This window comes from Streptomyces sp. NPDC002004 (assembly GCF_053593975.1).
Genome location: NZ_JBSFDP010000046.1, coordinates 21879 through 39800 on the forward strand (window position 1 = coordinate 21879; position 17922 = coordinate 39800).

General features: G+C 69.9%; 16 protein-coding genes. 13 read left to right on the plus strand and 3 right to left on the minus strand.

Features of this window, described 5'->3' with window-relative positions:
- Window positions 1-44 precede the first annotated feature (44 nt).
- The 5 genes from ACWCP6_RS34265 to ACWCP6_RS34285 are packed head-to-tail and all read left to right on the plus strand — an operon-like array spanning window position 45 to window position 4827.
- The gene (locus ACWCP6_RS34265; protein ID WP_450936539.1) at window positions 45-914 is read left to right on the plus strand and encodes a 3-hydroxyacyl-CoA dehydrogenase family protein; all 870 of its coding nucleotides are present in this window, start codon (window positions 45-47) and stop codon (window positions 912-914) included.
- A complete protein-coding gene (locus ACWCP6_RS34270; protein ID WP_450936540.1) occupies window positions 907-1176 on the plus strand; it encodes an acyl carrier protein in 270 nt (89 codons plus the stop codon). The genes ACWCP6_RS34265 and ACWCP6_RS34270 overlap by 8 nt, the downstream gene beginning before the upstream one ends.
- On the plus strand, window positions 1161-2339 hold the full coding sequence (locus ACWCP6_RS34275) for an acyl-CoA dehydrogenase family protein (protein WP_450936541.1): 1179 nt from the start codon (window positions 1161-1163) through the stop codon (window positions 2337-2339). The genes ACWCP6_RS34270 and ACWCP6_RS34275 overlap by 16 nt, the downstream gene beginning before the upstream one ends.
- Complete coding sequence (locus tag ACWCP6_RS34280) at window positions 2336-3520, plus strand: hypothetical protein (RefSeq protein WP_450936542.1); 1185 nt, start codon at window positions 2336-2338, stop codon at window positions 3518-3520. Before ACWCP6_RS34275 ends, ACWCP6_RS34280 begins: the two co-directional genes overlap by 4 nt.
- A complete protein-coding gene (locus ACWCP6_RS34285) occupies window positions 3517-4827 on the plus strand; it encodes an acyltransferase domain-containing protein (RefSeq protein ID WP_450936543.1) in 1311 nt (436 codons plus the stop codon). Before ACWCP6_RS34280 ends, ACWCP6_RS34285 begins: the two co-directional genes overlap by 4 nt.
- A 4-nt stretch (window positions 4828-4831) precedes the next feature.
- On the opposite strand, the gene ACWCP6_RS34290 is transcribed toward ACWCP6_RS34285, so the two are convergent.
- Window positions 4832-6082 (minus strand): MFS transporter, encoded by a 1251-nt coding sequence (locus ACWCP6_RS34290; RefSeq protein WP_450936544.1) that lies wholly within the window; start codon window positions 6080-6082, stop codon window positions 4832-4834.
- 149 nt (window positions 6083-6231) lie between these two features.
- Between ACWCP6_RS34290 and ACWCP6_RS34295 the strand changes: the two genes are divergently transcribed.
- The 5 genes from ACWCP6_RS34295 (at window position 6232) to ACWCP6_RS34315 (ending at window position 12575) form a co-directional block, all read left to right on the plus strand.
- The gene (locus tag ACWCP6_RS34295) at window positions 6232-7656 is read left to right on the plus strand and encodes a condensation domain-containing protein (RefSeq protein ID WP_450936545.1); all 1425 of its coding nucleotides are present in this window, start codon (window positions 6232-6234) and stop codon (window positions 7654-7656) included.
- Entirely contained in the window at window positions 7653-7892 is a 240-nt protein-coding gene (locus tag ACWCP6_RS34300; RefSeq protein ID WP_450936546.1) for an acyl carrier protein, read from the plus strand. The genes ACWCP6_RS34295 and ACWCP6_RS34300 overlap by 4 nt, the downstream gene beginning before the upstream one ends.
- Complete coding sequence (locus tag ACWCP6_RS34305) at window positions 7889-9403, plus strand: AMP-binding protein (protein ID WP_450936547.1); 1515 nt, start codon at window positions 7889-7891, stop codon at window positions 9401-9403. The genes ACWCP6_RS34300 and ACWCP6_RS34305 overlap by 4 nt, the downstream gene beginning before the upstream one ends.
- Before the next feature lie 93 nt (window positions 9404-9496).
- Complete coding sequence (locus ACWCP6_RS34310; RefSeq protein WP_450936548.1) at window positions 9497-11245, plus strand: non-ribosomal peptide synthetase; 1749 nt, start codon at window positions 9497-9499, stop codon at window positions 11243-11245.
- Entirely contained in the window at window positions 11235-12575 is a 1341-nt protein-coding gene (locus ACWCP6_RS34315; protein ID WP_450936549.1) for a condensation domain-containing protein, read from the plus strand. The genes ACWCP6_RS34310 and ACWCP6_RS34315 overlap by 11 nt, the downstream gene beginning before the upstream one ends.
- On the opposite strand, the gene ACWCP6_RS34320 is transcribed toward ACWCP6_RS34315, so the two are convergent.
- The gene (locus tag ACWCP6_RS34320; RefSeq protein WP_450936550.1) at window positions 12554-13282 is read right to left on the minus strand and encodes a methyltransferase; all 729 of its coding nucleotides are present in this window, start codon (window positions 13280-13282) and stop codon (window positions 12554-12556) included. The genes ACWCP6_RS34315 and ACWCP6_RS34320 overlap by 22 nt on opposite strands.
- 404 nt (window positions 13283-13686) lie before the next feature.
- On the opposite strand from ACWCP6_RS34320, the gene ACWCP6_RS34325 reads away from it, so the two are divergent.
- A complete protein-coding gene (locus ACWCP6_RS34325) occupies window positions 13687-14499 on the plus strand; it encodes a hypothetical protein (protein WP_450936551.1) in 813 nt (270 codons plus the stop codon).
- 263 nt (window positions 14500-14762) lie between these two features.
- Complete coding sequence (locus ACWCP6_RS34330; RefSeq protein ID WP_450936552.1) at window positions 14763-15974, plus strand: cytochrome P450; 1212 nt, start codon at window positions 14763-14765, stop codon at window positions 15972-15974.
- 273 nt (window positions 15975-16247) lie between these two features.
- On the opposite strand, the gene ACWCP6_RS34335 is transcribed toward ACWCP6_RS34330, so the two are convergent.
- Window positions 16248-16718, minus strand: coding sequence for a GNAT family N-acetyltransferase (locus tag ACWCP6_RS34335; protein ID WP_450936553.1), 471 nt, complete (start codon window positions 16716-16718; stop codon window positions 16248-16250).
- A gap of 421 nt (window positions 16719-17139) precedes the next feature.
- Between ACWCP6_RS34335 and ACWCP6_RS34340 the strand changes: the two genes are divergently transcribed.
- Window positions 17140-17607, plus strand: coding sequence for a hypothetical protein (locus ACWCP6_RS34340; protein WP_450936554.1), 468 nt, complete (start codon window positions 17140-17142; stop codon window positions 17605-17607).
- Window positions 17608-17922: the final 315 nt, after the last annotated feature.

Below are 17922 nucleotides of genomic sequence, written 5' to 3' on the forward strand. Positions count from 1 at the left end.
CCTCGACCGCACCTGTGTCACAACCCGAAGAAAGGAGGCCGTGCGTGGACCGGATAGGCGTCGTGGGCGCGGGCACCATGGGAAGTGGTGTCGCGCAGCTCTTCGCCGAGCAAGGGCACGAGATCGTGCTCGTGGACGTCGCGGATCACATCCTCGAATCCGCACGCGCCGTCATCGCCAGGAACGTACGGCTCGCTCCGCTCGTCCGGCCGGGCACACCCGTGCGCGAGCCGGAAGAAGTCACCGGACGCATCCTGTTCACCACCGACCCCGAGCAGCTGGGCAAGGCCGACTTCCTGATCGAGAACACCACCGAGGACTGGGAGATCAAGCGCCCGCTCTACGGCGAGCTCGACTCCCTGTGCCCGCCCGATGTCCCCTTCGGCGTCAACACGTCCGCGATCCCCATCACCCGTGTCGCGGCCGCCACCACCAGACCGGACCGCGTGATCGGCACGCACTTCATGAATCCGGCCCCGCTCAAACCCACCGTCGAGCTGATCCGCGGCCACCACACGTCGGACGACACCGTGTCGCGGACCCGGACCCTGCTGGACGGGGTCGGCAGAAAGCACGTCGTGGTGGCCGACTCACCGGGCTTCGTCACCAACCGGGTGCTGATGCTCACCCTCAACGAGGCGATCTTCCTGCTCCACGAGGGCGTCTCCTCCGCCGCGGACATCGACCGGCTCTTCAAGGAGTGCTTCGGACACCCGATGGGACCGCTGGAGACCGCGGACCTCATCGGACTGGACACCGTGCTGCTCTCACTGGAGGTCCTCTACGAGGCCTTCAACGATCCCAAGTACCGGCCGTGTCCGCTGCTTCGCAAGCTCACCGACGCCGGTCTGCACGGCAGGAAGACGGGACAGGGCTTCCATTCCTACGAGTCGGAAGGACCGAAGCGTGGCTGAGGGCGACAAGCAGCGGATACGCGAGTTCATCTCCGCGCACGTGCACGACGTGCCGGTCGAGGACGACGAGGACCTCTTCGCGGGCGGACATGTGAACTCGCTGTTCGCCGTCCAGCTCGTGATGTGGGTCGAGGAGACCTTCGGCCTGCGGGTGGGCGGCGGGGACCTCGACTTCGCGAACTTCTCGACGATCGACGCCATCGCCGGCTTCGTCGACCGCAAGCGGGCCCCTGCGGAAGGCGTCGCGTGGACTTCGAACTGACCGCGCAGCAGCGTCGGCTGCGCAAGGAGGTCATTGCCTTCGCCCAGCGCGAACTCGGCCGGGACGTGGCCGAGGACGACCGCGAGGGCCGCTTCCCGCGGGAGGACTGGCGGCGGTGCGCGGACTACGGGGTGCTGGGCTGGCCGGTGCCCGAGGAATACGGGGGGAGTGGCTTCGACCCGCTGACCACCGTCGTCGCCCTGGAGGCACTCGGCTACGGCTGCCGGGACAACGGGCTGGTGTTCGCCGTCAACAACCACCTCTGGGGCTGTGTGATCCACCTGCTGCTGCACGGTACCGACCGGCAGAAGCAGCGATTCCTCCCAGGCCTGTGCGAGGGCAGGCTGATCGGAGCCCAGGCGCTGTCGGAGCCCGAGGCGGGGTCGGACCTCCTCGGGCTGACCACATCCGCGCGCCGCGAAGGCGACGGCTACCGCCTGCACGGCACCAAATGCTTCATCAGCAACGGCCCCGTCGCCGACGTCTTCGTCGTCCTCGCCCGTACCGGCGACGGGGGCAGGGCACAGAACCAGCTGTCAGCGTTCATCGTCACCGGTGACCTGCCCGGCGTCGTCAAGAAGCGCGAGCTGCCGAAGATGGGGCTGCGGACCACGGCGATGGGAGTCGTCGAGTTCGACGGCACCCCGGTACCGGCGGAAAACCTGCTCGGGCGGGAGGGCGCCGGCTATCCGGTGTTCACCTCGTCCATCGAATGGGAGCGGTCCTTCACGTTCGCCTCCCAGGTCGGGGCCATGGAGCGGCTTCTGGAGACTTCGGTACGCCATGCCAACTCCCGTCAGCAGTTCGGCCGTTCGATCGGCACCTTCCAGGCCGTGTCCCACCCGATCGCGGATATGAAGATCAGGCTGGAGCTGGCCCGTATGCTGCTGTACAAGGTGGGCTGGCTGAAACGCGAGGGCCGGCTGGCCCTGCTCGAGGCCACCATGGCCAAGATCTTCGTCAGCGAGAGCCTGGTGCGGTCCGCGACTGCGGCGGTCGAGGTCCACGGAGCACGCGGGTATCTGACCGACGACGGAATCGAGCGGGAGCTGCGTGACGCGCTCGGCGGCCCCATCTATGCCGGCACGAACGCCGTACAGCGCGGCATCCTCGCCGAACTTCTGGGCGTGCAGGGGTCGTTGTCCTCGGACCGACCACGATGACCAGGATTCCGCTCGCCGCACCGGTGCCGGGTGCGCTCGCCGAAGAGCTGGCGAAGCGCATCTACTTCGTCTCCGACACCATCACCGGCTTCACCCTGGTCCGCTCCGGGGACGAGATCACGGCCGTCGACGTGACCACGGGAACGTCCGGCCCTGTCGACACGGGCGCACTCACCCGCAAGCTGCACCTCGTCGTCGCCAACGACGTACTCGGCCAGCGGCAGGTCGAACCGAAGGTCGTGTGGCGGTCCACCGCCGCCGGGCCGGCCAGGGACGTCTTCGCCGAACTGCTGGACCGTGGCGCCGCCGCAGAGCTCGGCGAGGGCCAGGTCGCGCTCGGCGAGCCCGTCCTGTCACTGATGGACCATCTCGACTCCGCCGTACGCGCCCTGGTCATGGACGAGTTCGACGCCCGGGAGTTCCGCTACCCGACGCTGATCCCGGCACGGGCACTGCGCCGCACCGGTTACGTCGAGTCCTTCCCGCAGCTGCTCATGTTCGTCACCCGGCTGCACGGGGACGCCGACACCTACCGGGACTTCCTGGACGCCTGCGCGGAGGGCGGGGACCTGTCACGGGCGCTGCGTGTCCACAGCGGAGACTTCGACCACTGCCTGCCGCCGACCATGTGCTTCCACACCTACCACCAGTACGCCGACGGGCGGCTGCCCACCGAGTCGATGGTGGTGACCTCACGTGGCAAGTCGTTCCGGCACGAGTCCCGCTATCGCCGTTCCCTCGAACGGCTGTGGGACTTCACCATCCGCGAGATCGTCTTTCTCGGTCCGCCGGACTTCGTGCTGGGCGCCCGCACCCGGCTGATGGAACGCACGTATGCCCTGATGGAGTCGCTCGGCCTCGGCGGCCGGTGCGAGGTGGCCGGCGATCCGTTCTTCCTCAACGAGAGCACCGCGGTGCGCACGTGGTCCCAACGGATGCTGGAGCTGAAGTACGAGCTGCGGCTCCCGCTGGAGGAGGGACGCGATGTCGCCGTAGCCTCGTTCAACTACCACGAGCAGCTCTTCGGCACGTCGTTCGGGATCCGCGCCGACACGGACGAGGCGGTCTTCAGCGGCTGCGCCGGGTTCGGCCTGGAACGGTTCGCCTACGCCTTCCTCTGCCGGCACGGCGTCGATCCCGCCGGCTGGCCCGCGCACGTGAGAAGGGCCGTGGCGCCGTGACCGGACATCCTCGGCTGCTGATGCTGTCGGCTCCGACGCGTGCCGCCCTCGAACTGGCCACCGATGCGCTCGGGTCACAGCTGGACGGCCTTGATGACACCGCGTTCGCGCAGCTGGCGGAGGGCCCCGACGCGCCGGTGTCGTCGGGGCCCTGGCGACGCGCGATGGTCGCGAGCGGCGCGGCGGACGCGGCGCGGCGGCTGCGCCGGCGCGATCCTCGCCATGTGTTCACCGGCGGCCCCGGGCGGCGGACGACCCGTGTGTTCCTGTTCTCCGGGGTCGGGGACCAGTACCCCGGACTGGGAGCCGGACTCCACCGGTGCCTGCCGTCCTTCCGCCGGGAGCTCGACCGGTGCCTCCAACTGCTCGCGGTCGAGCACGGCCTGGCGCTGAGCCCACTGCTGTTTCCGCCGGAGCCGCACACGGCCCCCGGCGGTCGGCCCGACCTGGCCGCCCTCTTCGACCGGCGCGGGACCACCCAGGAGATCCACCGTACGGTCGTGGCCCAGCCCCTGATGTTCGCACTGCAGTACGCGCTGGCACGGGCCCTGACCGGCCTCGGTGCCGGGCCGTCCGCTCTGGCCGGGTACAGCGTCGGCGAGTACGCGGCGGCCACGGTCGCCGGGGTGTTCTCGCTGGAGGACGCTCTGCGGCTGGTCGCACGCCGCGCCCAGCTCGTCGACGCGCTGCCGACGGGTGCCATGCTCGCCGTCATGGCCGGGCCCGAGGCGGTGGCGCGGTATGTCGGCGGACCGGTGTCGCTCGCCGCGTTGAACGGACCCGAGCAGACCGTGCTGTCCGGACCGGCCGAGGCCATCGAGGAGACCGCGCGGAAGCTCACCGCCACCGGCGCTGCCTGTCGTCGCCTCGCGACCTCGCACGCCTTCCACTCGGCGATGACAAGGCCGCTGGCCGAGCCCCTGGAAGAGCTGCTCACCACGATGGCGCTCAGGCCGCCGGACCTGCCCGTGCTGTCCAACGTGACCGGGACATGGCTGCGCGACGAGGAGGCGACCGCTCCCGCCTACTGGGCGCGGCAGCTGAGCCATCCGATCCGGTTCGCCGACGAGGTGGCCGAGCTGTGGCGGCTGCCCGACCCTCTGCTGATCGAGCTGGGCCCGGGACAGATGCTGTCCCGGCTCGCCCGGCAGCATCCCGGTCGGCCTGCGGACTCGACGGCGTCGGTCGTCCAGACGCTGCCGGGCCAGTTCGAGAGCCGCACGGAACGAGAACTGCTGCTGGTCGCGGCGGGCCGGCTGTGGACCACGGGTCTGGAGATCGACTGGGCCGCACTGCGGGGTGTGTGAGAGCTCAGGCCTCCGGATGTGCCGCGGGAAGCGCGCGCAGGGAGAGCATCGACGAGCCCAGCAGCGGCAGCCAGGACAGGGCACCGACCGCCGCACCGACGGCGATGGCGGCCCGGGTCCCCGCCGCTTCGGCGAGGAAGCCCGCGAGCGGGCCGCCGACCGCGATCGTGCTCCAGATGACGAACCGCATCGACGCGTTCACCCGGCCGCGCAACCGGTCGGGGGTGAGGGACTGACGCAGCGTCATTTGGGCGATGTTGAACAGCGACACCCCGAAGCCGAACACGAACTGTCCACCGGCGAGGAACACGAACGACAACCCCGGGGAGGCGGCGGGGAGCACGGCCATGCCGACCGCACAGAGCGCGACACCGCCCGCGATCGTACGGCCGTATCCCAGGCGTTCGATGAGACGTCCCGTGCACAGGGCCCCGATCACGAGTCCTGCACCGCCGACCGCGAAGACCAGGCCGACCAAGGTGGAGGAGTAGCCGAGCGTCCGCACCATGTACAGCGTCAGCAGCACCACGAGCATCGACCAGCCGAGGTTGACCAGACCGGCACTGGCGGCAGCCGCACGGAGCACGGGCCGGCGCAGCACGAAGCCGAGGCCCTCGCCCATCTCCTTGTACAGCGAACGCGCGCCCGCCGCGCCGGTACCCTCCGGCGCGGGCTCCTTGTGCCGGATCGCCCGGCACAGCAGGCCCGAGGCGAGGAAGCTGAGCGCGTCCAGCAGTACGGTCGCGGCGGCGCCGATGGAGCCGGCCAGGATGCCGGCCGCGGCCGGTCCCGCCATCTCGGCCACCGAACTGCTCGCGGTGAGCCTGGTGTTGGCGTCGGCCAGCTCCTCCCGGCGTACCAGGGCGGGCAGAAAGCTCTGGTAGGAGACGTCGAACGTCACGGTGAAGGCCCCGACGAGCAGGACGGCGGAATAGAGCTGGGTGAGCGAGAGCACGTCCAGGGCGTACGCCACCGGGACCCCGGCCAGGAGGAGCGCGCGGCACATGTCGGACACGACGAGAACCGGCAGTCGGCGCATCCGGTCCAGCACCGCCCCGGCCGGCAGGGAGAGCAGGAGGAAGGGCAGCATACGGGCGCTGGAGAGGAAGCCCAGCTCGGTGGCGGAGGCGTGCAGGGTGCCCACGGCGAGCAGGGGAACCGCCAGCTGGCCGATCTGGGTTCCCGTCTCACTGATGGACTGGGCGGCCCAGAGCCGCAGGAAGTCCTCCGAGCGCCATAACCCGCTGCGGGTCACCAGGCCGTCACGGTCATCAGGACCCCCCTTCTTCGGCGCGCACGACCGGTCGCCGCGGTGCCGTGGGAACAGGTCTGCGTTCGTTGACAGGGAGAGGGGGCTCACCTGTACTGGATGTGATCATGGCCACCTGAAGTAGGGACTCACCTATGAGCGGTCGGACCATTCACGCCTCCGGAGGGGTTGCGCCGGTCCGCCCGGTCGACCGTGGCACACCCGCGCCTCTGTCGCCCTCGCAGGAGCGGTTGTGGTTCCTCCTGCAGCTCCACCCGGGCATGCGCGCCTACCAGTTCCAGGCGACGATCGAGTTCTCCGGCGCTCTCGACTCCGATGCCCTCGCCCGAGCCCTGACCGAAGTGGTCCGCAGGCACGAGATCTACCGTACGACCTTCATCGACGGGCCCGACGGTCCCCTGCAGGTCGTGCACCCGCCATTCCCCGTCGAGTTACCCGTCGACGATCTGCGTGACGCGCCCGACCCCGAAGCGGCCGCGGATGAGGCGATCCGGGCGGCCGTGGCCGTGGACATCCCCTTCCGGCGCCTTCCCCTGGTCTCCTGGCGACTACTGCGGACGAAATCCGACCGGTACGTCCTGCTCCATCTGGAGCACCATCTGATCCACGACGGCTGGGCCTTCAACGTCTTCGTCGACGAACTGTGGGCCCTGCTCGACGCCTACGCCGCGGGCAGGCCGTCGCAGCTGCCCGAGCCCGAACTCCAGTACGCCGAGTTCGTGGCCTTCCAGCGAGCGTGGCTGGACGGACCGGAGGCGGAACGGCAACTCGCCTACTGGAAGCGGCAGCTCGACGGAGTCCCCCACTACCTCGACCTGCCGACCGACCACCCCCGTACCGCGGCGCGCCGCTTCACCGGCGACGCCCCCCGGTTCACCATCCCGGCCCCACTCGCCGACCGGGTCCGTGAGCTGGCCCGGCGCGAACGGGTCTCGCTGTTCACGGTGATGCTCGCCGCCTTCGAGGTACTGCTGCACGGCTGGTCCGGCAAGGAGGACTTCTGCGTCGGAACGGGCATCGCGGCCCGCAGCCGGCCCGAGACCGAGCGGCTGCTCGGCATGCTGGTCAACACCGTGGCACTGCGCGCCGATCTGCGAGGCGATCCGCCCTTCCGCGAGCTGCTCGCCCCGGTTCGCATGACGACCCTCGGCGCGCTGCAGAACCAGGACATCCCGTTCGACCGCGTGGTCGCCGCCCTTCGGCCGCAGCGGCTGCCGGGCCGTCAGCCGCTGTGCGAGGTGATGTTCGCCTTCCACGACTCGCCTCTGGGCGCCCTGAGGATGCCGGGCCTGGAGGCCGACGTCACCGTCGCCGTCGCCAACGGGAGCGCCAAGTTCGATCTCGGCGTCATCGCCGTCCCCCGCGCCGAACAGGCGATCGGGCAGGGCGGCGGGGAGCCGTCCGGAGACATCGAGCTGATCTGGGAGTACGACCGGGAGCTGTTCGACCCCGAGACCGTCGCGGAGGTGGCGCAGCGGTACGAGAGGCTGCTCGCCGCGGTGACGGAGAACCCGCGGTCAACCGTGTCCGCCCTGGCGGAAGGGAGGGTGCCGAGATGACCGACGAGGACGGACTGCTCGCCGCGGTCGTCGACGCCTGGGCCGAGATACTGGGCATCGACGTCGAGGACGTACCCCTGGACAAGGGGTTCTTCGACGTCGGCGGCAACTCGATGCTGCTGGTGATGCTGTGGGAGGAGCTGCGAGGACTGACCGGCCACAGCCTGCAGGCCACGGACCTGTTCCGGCACTACACGGTGCGCGCCCAGGTGGAACTGCTGGCGGGGGACCTGTGACCGGGACCCTCTACCAGGTGTTCGCGGGCACCGCCGACCGCCAACCCGACGCTCCCGCCGTCGAATTGCCGGACCGGACACTGACCTACCGTCGCCTCGAGCGCACCGCGGAAGCGGTCGCCGAACTCATCCGGGACGCACACCCCTCGGCGGCGCGGGTGGGCCTGTTCGCCACGCGCAGCACGGTGGCCTTCGCCGGTTACCTGGCCGCGCTGCGGCTCGGCGCAGCCGTCGTGCCCCTGAACCCCGACCACCCCGCCTCACGCAGCCGGCGCATGTGCCAGCAGGCCGATGTGGACCTGGTGGTGGCCGACGCGACCGTGTGGGACCGCCGTGGACGGGAGTGGACGGACGGCCTTCCCGTCCTGTCGCTGACCGACGACGACGTGCTGGCCGCGTCGCCGAGGGGCCGACTGCCGGCGCACCGGGCGGATCCGGAGCGGCCGGCCTATGTGCTGTTCACCTCGGGCACGACCGGTCGCCCCAAGGGCATACCGATCAAGCACCGTCACGTTCTGCCCTTCGTCCGGCACTCCATCGCCCGCCACGCGGTCGCCCCCGGGTGCCGTATGTCGCACACCTTCGACCTGACCTTCGACCCTTCCGTCCATGACCTCTTCGTCACCTGGGGCGGCGGAGCGGTGCTGGTTGTGCCGAACCGGACCGAGATGTTCAGCCCGATCGACTACGTGGCGGGCCGGAGGCTGACGCACTGGTTCTCGGTGCCTTCGGCCGTGTCGGTCAGCGCCCAGCTCGGCAGGCTCTCCTCGGGGCGGCCGACCACGCTGCGCCACAGCTATTTCGGCGGCGAACAGCTCACGTACGACCAGGTGCGGGCCTGGCTCGACGTGGTACCGGACTCCACCGTCGACAACGGCTACGGGCCCAGCGAAGTCTCCGTCGGATGTGCGGTGTTCCGGCTGCCCCGCGACGCCCGCGCATGGCCGCGCACCGCCAACGGCACCGTGCCCATCGGCCGCATCTACGACGGTCTGGAGCATCTGATCGTCAAGGAGACCGGCGAGCTGTGCATCCGTGGCCCCCAGCGATTCGACGGCTATCTGGACGCGCAGGACGACGCGGGACGCTTCCTCGGTCACCCGGACACCGGTCGACCAGGTCCCGAGCACTACTTCCGCACGGGAGACCGGGTCGGGCTGGAGGACGGACAGCTGGTCCATCTGGGGCGGCTGGACGACCAGCTGAAGATCCGGGGCTTCCGAGTGGAACCGGGCGAAGTGGAAGCGGCGCTGCGGCTGTTGCCCGAGGTGAACGACGCCGTCGTGGTCGCCGCCCACCGTGACGGCGTGGCCGAGCTCGTCGCCTGCTACACGGGGCAGCCCGTGCCGCGGCGCGATCTGGTGCGCGCCCTGCGTGCGAGCCTGCCGATCCATCTGGTGCCGCGCCGGTTTCTGCACCTCAAGGCCATGCCCCTCAACGCCAACGGCAAGACGGACCGGCGGGCGCTGCGAGCACTCGCCGCGGAAACCGCCGATGCGGCGTCACCCTGACCCCACGCCGCTGCGGCCGCACACGGCGACATGGCCGACCAGCCGGCCGAGTCCCGATACCGGCACTCCGAACCGCTGACTGGAGGAACCCCATTGGGCATATTGCGTGGTGCCACGACACCCTTTCCAGCCGAGTCGTCGATCCCGGCACGCTTCGCCGAACAGGTGCGGGCGTACCCCCGGGCGATCGCCGTCGTCGACGGCGAGCACACCCTCACGTACACCGAGCTCGACGAGCGCTCGAACCGGCTCGCCCACCTGCTGCGCGACCGCGGCGTAAGCGCCGAGACCCGGGTGGGCGTGCTGCTGGAGCGTGGCCATGAACTGGTCACGGCCCTCCTCGCCATCCTCAAGGCGGGCGGTGCCTATGTGCCCGTGAACCCCGGCTATCCCCGGCAGCGGCAGCAGGACATGCTGGCCGACACCGATGCGACGGTCGTCGTCACGGGGGAGGAGCTCCGCCGGGCCGCAGAGCAGGACAGGACCGAGCCCGTACCGCTATCGGCGGGCCCCCGCTCCCTGGCGTACGTCCTGTTCACGTCCGGATCGACGGGCAGGCCCAAAGGGGTCATGATCGAACACCGCTCGGTGCTGCGCCTGGTCTGCGACACCGACTACGTGGACCTCGGACCCGACGAGCGCATCGCCCAGGTCGCGGACCCGTCGTTCGACGTCTTCACCTTCGAGGTCTGGGGTGCGCTGCTGAACGGCGGCACACTAGGCGTGATTCCCGCGGAGACGGTCCTGGCCCCCGGTGAGCTGCGCCGGGCGCTGGCGTCGTACCGCATCACCACCCTGTTTCTCACCGCGGCGCTGTTCACCGAGGTGATGAGCGACCGGCCCGACACCTTCGGCGGTCTGAGGAACCTGCTGGTGGGCGGGGACGTGGTGAGTGTCTCCCGGGCACGTCAGCTGGTGGAGAGCCCGGCGTCCGCGCGCCCCGACCGTTTCCTGAACGCCTACGGCCCTACGGAAGCGACCACCTTCGCGGTCTGCGGGCCGATCGGGTCGGTTCCGGCGGACGCCACGTCGGTACCGATCGGCGCGCCGATCGCGAACACCCGGTGCTACGTGCTCGACGCGGACCTGGAACCCGTACCGGACGGGGCGGCCGGCGAACTGTTCATCGGCGGCCCGGGTGTGGCCAGGGGGTATGCGGGGCGGCCCGAGGAGACCGAGGAGCAGTTCCTGCCCGACCCCTTCGCCACGCAGGACGGGGCGACGATGTACCGCACCGGGGACAGGGTGCGGGTCCTTGCGAACGGGACCCTCGACTTCCTGGGCCGTGTCGACAACCAGGTCAAGATCCGCGGCTACCGCGTCGAGCCGGGCGAGGTGGAAGCGGTCCTGGGTGCGCACCCCGACGTACGACAGGCGGCCGTGGTCCCGGACGGGACGGCGGGCGAACGCCGACTGGTCGCCCATGTGGTGCCGGCCGAGTCCGCGAGCGTGCCCACCGGGCTGCGAGAGTACCTCGCCGGGCGGCTGCCCGAGTGGATGATTCCGTCAGCCTTCGTGGTCTCACCCGGCCTGCCGTTCACCGCCAGCGGCAAGGTGGACAGGGCCGCACTGCCTCCGGTTCCGGCGGACGGTCCGGACTCCGCCGCGGTGGCACCGCGCACCGACCTGGAGCGGGATCTGGCCGCGCTCACCGCGGAGATGCTCGGTCTCGGCTCGGTGGGAGTGACCGACGACTTCTTCGCGCTCGGCGGGCACTCGCTGCTGGCGATGCGCCTGGTCTCCCGCGTGAACGACAGGTTCACCGCACAGATCGAACTGGGCGACTTCCTCTACGACCCCACGGTTCTGCGGCTGGCCACCGAGGTCTCCCGTGACCGATGACCGCGAGGTCTCGCCCGCACAGCGGAGTGTCTGGGTCCTCGACCGGCTCTGTGCGGGGACCGCCGCCTATACGATCCCGCTGATCTACCGCCTCCACGGCGAACCGGACGTCGTGGCGCTGGAACGCTCGCTGAGCGAGGTGGTCCGCCGGCATGACGTCCTGCGCACCGTCTACCGCGTGCGGTCAGGGGTCCTGCGGCAGCTCGTGCGGCCTGCGGAGCCGGTGAGGATCGGCGTCGTGGATGTCTCGGGTCACGAGGATCCGCTCGCCGAGGCGCAGCGGCTGGCCACCGAGGAGGGCCGACGGCCCTTCGACCTGGCCCGCCACCTGATGATCCGGCCGCTGCTGCTGCGGCTGTCACCCCGTTGCCATCTGCTGTGCCTCACTCTCCATCACATCGCGTGCGATGGCGGGTCGCTTCACGTTCTGGAGAGCGAGCTGTCGGCCTGCTACCGGTCCTGGTGCGAGGGTGTGCCCCCCGAACTGCCGCCGCTGCCGGAGCAGTACGCCGACTTCGCCGAGCGGCAGGCGTCCCGGCTCGCGGAGCCGTCGCTCTGCCGGGCGGTGGACTACTGGCGCAAGCGGCTCGCCGACGTCCCCTCGCCCGCGACCCTTCCGGCCGACCGTCCACGTCCGGCCGTGCAGGGGTTCGCCGGCGGGCATGTGCGCTTCCGCATCGAGCCGCCGGTGGCCGAGCGTATCGGCCTGCTGGCCCGGGCATGCCGTGCGACTCCGTTCGCCGTGCTGCTGGCGGCCTTTGCGGCGCTGATCCATGTGCGCGGAGGGGCGGCCGAAGCCGTGATCGGTACGCCGGTGACGAGCCGGCACGAGGAGAGCGACTATCGGCTCATCGGGATGTTCGCGAACACGGTCGTTCATCGTGTGGACATGTCCCGTGCGCCGGCCTTCCGGGAATTGGTGCACAGGGCGCGCGACGAGAGCAGGAACGTCATGGCTCACCGGGACGTGCCGTTCGACGTGCTGGTCGAAGAGCTGAACCCCGTGCGTGATCCGGGGTTCAATCCGCTCTTCCAGCTCATGCTCGCCTACCAGGACGCCGAGGGGAGCGGGCTGATCCTGCCGGGATGCGAGGTGGACAGGGAGTTCGGCGACACCGCGACTGCGAAGGTCGACCTGTCCCTGAGCATCAGCCGGGACGAGGACAGTTACTCCGGCCGCCTGGAGTACAACAGCGAACTCTTCGAGGCGGTGACGGCCCGCGGAGTCGCCGAACAGTTCCGGACGCTCCTCACCATCGCCACCGCCGACTCACAGATCGGGATCGGCGCTCTTCGTCACGGCCTCGGTCATGACCGGTGGAACTCGTAGAGCACGTAGTCGATGTCCATCTGGTGGTTCTCGCTGTCGGAGCCTCCCGCACCGGGAGGGCCGACAGGCAGGCTGAGCACCTCCTGCCGGTACACGGAGGAGGTGAATCCGGCTCGCGCGGAGAGCTCCCCGACTCGCGCCGCGTTGCCCAGAGTTTCGCTGAAGCCGAGGAAGATGCGCGCGTCGTCGGCCAGGTAGCGGCCCGCGTCGGTGAAGAACCTCTGGTGCATGGCATAGCCGGCATCGAAGGCGGCGTAGTCGATCTGGCTCTCGTACCGATGGTCGGCCGGCGCCTCGACGAACGGCGAATTCCAGTAGACCAGATCGAACGTGCTGGACCCGCCGATTCCGGAGAACAGGTCGCTCTGCAGAATGGTGAGTTTCTTGTCCACGCCATGACGGCGGGCGTTCAGTCTGGAATTCTCGACCGCCGCGGGGCTGATGTCGAGCGCACACACGCGAGAGCAGCCGCCCAGAGCCGCCATGACCGCGGTGACCCCGGCTCCGCAGCCGATTTCGAGGAAGGAGTCGGCTTCCTCGTACGGCAGCCAAGTGGTGAACAGCCCCGTGGCGACCGCGTTTCCGGGCCAGACGTCAGGCAGCAGATCCCACTCCAGATCGAATGCCGTGAACGTCTCCTGCGGGGGGCGCTCCTTGAACCGTGAGAGGTCTCGGCGGCCCAATTCGTAGCTGAAGTCATTGAACATTGGCTCTCCCGGAGATGCCGTTCTCCTCTGCAGCGGACAGCCTAGGTGAGTGGGTGACGGACGTGCAGATTTGTCAAAGGGCCCGAGAAAAGGCGGCGTTCGTACACCGTGGACGGGCGCAGGGTGGGCGGGCGTGGAGTACGGCGAAGCGCGAGAACCGACCGGTACGGCTCCGGCGAGGTCTGACGGCTTCCGGACCGACCGCCTTTGGCAGACCGCGGACACCGCAAGGGGGAGCGGCACTGTCAGTGCCGCTTAGTCGGTGGGAACGGCCCTTTGCGCGCGATCGCGTGTCTGGACCTGTTGCACCACCCCCTCTGTCTCCGGTAGCAGGTACGAGCCGCCATTGGCGGACATGTTCAAATATCCGTGCGGGAGTTCATGGGAAAGGTGATGGGGGCACGGTGGGGTCGGCGGAGCACAAGGCGACAGGGACGGTGGCATGGCTGCTGATCGCCGTCGTGGCACTCGTCCTGGGGGCGGCCATGGCCTTCGAGATCCGCGGAGCGCTGGAGCGGGAGCGGGAGTTCCGTGCCGCGCCGAAGTGCGCGTCCGTCCCGGTGAAGGCGTCAGGGTGCCTGTGGCAGCAGAAGTTCACCGTTCGCACGGCCGACCCGCACACGGGAGAGCGGGGCGCGTCGCCGGAGGCGGAGCTGTTGCTCCCGTCCGGTAAGCCATGGAAAGTGACGTTCCGTCAGACCGTTCCGGTGGTGTCGGAGATGGAGCCCGGCGACAAGGTCGTCGGCCTGATCTGGCACGGGCAGGTCGTCCGGGTAGAAGATGCCGCGGGGCGGCGACAGCAGACGTCCTCCGGTCCGGTGGAATGGCCCGAGGACCGACTCGGCGGTGCGCTGGCCTGTCTCTCCTTCGGCCTGACCGCCCTGGTCGGTGGGTTGTGGCCACTCTTCGCGTCGGGCGACCGGCGTCACGCGACAGCGGCGACCACAGTGCGCTGGCACGGCATGGGCATGGGTGTCGCGGCCATCCTGACACTCTGGGTGCAGGACGCCAACGACTGGCCGCTATGGGCGATCCCCGCGATCTGGGGGCCGCTTGCGCTGCTGCTCCTGGCCTCCATGGTGGCCTTCGCCCGCGCCGCTCTTCGCGGCGACCTGGATGGCGACGTGCCGTCCACCCCTCGGGCAACCGGCGCCACCGCCCCGCGGTCGATGGGCCGACCGGGTGGGACGACGGGGTCGGGGAGCGGTCACTGCTGATCCGGGACACCGGCTGCGATGGGCCGGGACAGTGAGCCACCGTCAGGAGCGGTACCTGAACATCCTCACAGTCGTGGCGGGCGGTGATGTATCCGCCGAAGGTCCTCCCGGTCAGCCCCGGCGAATGCGTACCCGTGTGAGCCGGTCAGGTGACGTCCTGCGCTGCCCCAGCCACGGGTAGCCCGCACGGCCCTCGATCCCGGTCAGAATGCCGGACGCACCGGGTACCTCCGGCACCGGCCCGGGGCGAAAGGAGAGGCGACATGGGCAGCGAAACCCTGATGCGACAGATCCTCGACTACGGAAGCCGAGCCGATCCCTATCCCCTGTACGCCGAGCTCCGCCGGACACCGGTCTCCCGGCAGGAGGACGGCACCTACGCCGTCAGCACCTACCACGAGATCCTGGCGCTGCTCCATGACCCCCGCGTCACCTCCACCCATGCCGACCAGGAGGCCGCGTCCGGAGGACAGTTCCCGCCGAGCTTCATCGGGATGGACCCGCCGGAGCACGACCGTATCCGCGCTCTGGCCATGCGGCAGTTCGGTCCCCCGCACTCGCCCACCCTGATCGTGGACATGCAGCAGGAACTCGAGGCCACGGTCGCGAAGCTGATCGACGCCTTCCCGGACGGGGGAGAGGTCGACCTGGTCGACGCGTTCGCCTACCCCTTCCCCGTGACCGTCATCTGCCGGCTGCTGGGCGTCCCGCACGAGGACGAACCGCGCTTCCGGACCTGGGCCGACAAACTGGTCGCCTCGATCGACCCCAGGCCCGGCGAGGACCCGTCCATCAGAATCCAGGAAGGCGCCGAGACCCGAAAGGAACTCGCCTTCTACATCAACGAGCTCATCGAGAAGGGCGCCGGGAAGACCGAGGACGGCATGCTCTTCCGACTCGCCACGGACGACGGGGGCAAGGGCGGCCCGCTCAGCCGTCTCGAACTCGTGGTCACCGCGGTCCTGCTGCTCATCGCCGGCCACGAGACCACGGTCAACCTCATCACCAACGGCATGCTCACCCTGCTGCGGCGGCCGGACCAGTGGGAGCAGCTGCGCCGGGAGCCCGAGCGTGCACCACGGCTGGTCGAGGAACTGCTCCGCTTCGAGCCGCCGGTGCAGATCATTCCGAGACGGGGCGCACTGACGGACATCGAGATCGGAGACCTCACGATCCCGAAGGGATCCACCATCGCCCTGGTGCTCGCGTCGGGGAACCGCGACCCGCTGCGGTTCCCCGACCCGGACCGCTTCGACCCCGATCGCCCCGACATCGAGCACCTCGGGTTCGGCAGTGGTGTGCACAGCTGCTTCGGGGCACCGCTGGCCCGTCTGGAAGCGCAGATCGCGCTGACCGAACTCGTCCGCCGGCTCGACAACGCACGCCTGCTCGCGGATCCGCCGCCCTACCGCAGCAGTGCCGTGCTGCGCGGACCACGGCACCTTCCCATCGGCTTCGACCGGGTCCTGGCCTGACAGCAAGCCGCCTCCGTCCTCGCGGCTGCCGGCGCCGCGAAACCTCGATCAACCGGGCTCGACAAGGCGGACACGGAATGACCGAGGACACCGCGCCCGCCCGGGACGGCGGCTGTCCACCGGACGCATCGCGCGGAACGCCTTGTGCCCGTCGACCCGTTCTCGAACATCGTGGTGTTCGAGAACGGGGACTGCCTCCCAGCGGTGCACTCGGACGGTGGGGAGGCCACGGTGTTGCTGCACATCACGGCGAGGGCATGCTCGGCTCGACGATCACCGATCCGGGAAAGTGAGCCGCAGAACGATTTCGCCGTCGTCGATCTCCCCGGTCGGCTCGAAGCCGAACTTCTGGTAGAAGGGCCACGGTTCGCCGTCGCCGGGCTCGTAGCTGGTCAGCAGCTCGGTCGCGCCGTCCGCGCGCACCAGGGCGGCGACCTGTGCGAGCGCCTCTTGGCCGATCCCTCGCTTCTGGTACCGCTTGTCGACGAGGAGGCGCCAGATGAAGTGCCGCCCTTGGAAAGGGCCGGCCGGGGGTTTCCACGACAGCATCACGAAGCCGACCGGCTCGTCGCCGCGGTACACGGCGCGGTACCAGGGATTGGCCTCCGGTTTCTTCGCCGCCTCCTTGAGCGACCTGGACACGGAGGCGACGAACTGCTTCTGGTCACGTCGGACCCGGAGGGCACGAACAGCGTCCCGATTGTCGTCGGTGATCTCCCGTAGGTGCACGCCTGGGGACCTCATGGCACACCCCTTCTCGCATCCGGCAGCCGCGCCATCCGGGCCGACGCGAAGAGCCACCGCCAGGAGGCGTTCTCTCTCGCGCGCGCGTTACCCAGGAGGCCAGCATGGGCGTCTTCGCAGCCTATGCGACACAGACGATCTGGAGCGGGACTGGCACGCCGGGCCGTGATCGCGTCAGCTCCTGGTGGCGAGCAGTCCGGTCAGGCGCGCGGGTGGGGAAGCTGATCGTCGGCAGGGGGTGCGGATGGTTTCCCTGGCCATGAGGCGATGTAGCCGGCAGTCTTGCCCGGGCTCGCCCTCGGGCCTCAGGCGTGCCCAGAGGCGCCGCCGTCGCTGGCCCGGGGGAAGACGGGTCTGCGTGCGGCTCCCCGCTCCGCCGGGCGCCCTGTCCGTACTCGTCCTCGCGCGAGAGCCTGCGGTCATGAATCCCGTGCTGACAAGCCTGGTCGCCGTGTTCGGCACCCTTGCCGGTTCCACGCTCACTTTCACTTTTCAACGGCACATCGCCAGGCAGAGCGAACGATTCACCCGAAGCCAGCAGCTGAGGCACGAACGGACCAGCGCATACAGCGAACTGGCGGCCGCCCTCACCGACTTCCGGCGGAGCCAGAACGACCGCTGGCATCTGGAACAGGCGGATCCCACCAGCGCAGAGTTCGTGAAGGCACGAGAGGAGTCCTACCGGCTTCGGGCGGATGCCACCGCGGCGCTGTGCCGTGTGCGGCTCCTGTGCGGCGACTTGGGCCTGAGCCGGTTCGCCCAGGACGCTCTGGACGCCGCCACCGTGGTGAACCTCGCGCGGAACGAACAGGACCGGGCCGAGCGCGGCAGAGCCGCGCGGCTCGCCTTGGACAGGTTCCTGGACGCGGCAGCTGCCCAGATTCTGTAGGGCCACTGTGCGGCGGGGGCCGACCAGCCTTCGTCGAGTGTGGTCTGCCTGCGAATCACTGGCTGGTGCTGCGCGGGGCTGTCCTGGAGGGTTGCGCCTGCCTCGCCACGTCGCGAGGCGTACCCTGCGCGACTGCGAGGCCTCGGACCTTTGCACACGGCCGTGGGTATCAGGTGGGTGGATGACCCGCCAGCCCGCCAGCCCGCCAGCCCGCCAGCCCGCCAGCCCGCCAGCCCGCCGGGCCGCCTGTCGGCCAGCCCGCCGGGCCGCCTGTCGGCCAGCCCGCCGGGCCGCCTGTCGGCCAGCCCGCCGGGC

Excerpts from the sequence above, each read along its gene's own strand:
- ACWCP6_RS34280 (WP_450936542.1), top strand. The coding sequence starts at position 2,336 with ATGACCAGGATTCCGCTCGCCGCACCGGTGCCGGGTGCGCTCGCCGAA.
- ACWCP6_RS34295 (WP_450936545.1), top strand. The coding sequence starts at position 6,232 with ATGAGCGGTCGGACCATTCACGCCTCCGGAGGGGTTGCGCCGGTCCGC.
- ACWCP6_RS34300 (WP_450936546.1), top strand. The coding sequence starts at position 7,653 with ATGACCGACGAGGACGGACTGCTCGCCGCGGTCGTCGACGCCTGGGCC.
- ACWCP6_RS34320 (WP_450936550.1), bottom strand. The coding sequence starts at position 13,282 with ATGTTCAATGACTTCAGCTACGAATTGGGCCGCCGAGACCTCTCACGG.
- ACWCP6_RS34330 (WP_450936552.1), top strand. The coding sequence starts at position 14,763 with ATGGGCAGCGAAACCCTGATGCGACAGATCCTCGACTACGGAAGCCGA.
- ACWCP6_RS34335 (WP_450936553.1), bottom strand. The coding sequence starts at position 16,718 with ATGAGGTCCCCAGGCGTGCACCTACGGGAGATCACCGACGACAATCGG.
- ACWCP6_RS34340 (WP_450936554.1), top strand. The coding sequence starts at position 17,140 with ATGAATCCCGTGCTGACAAGCCTGGTCGCCGTGTTCGGCACCCTTGCC.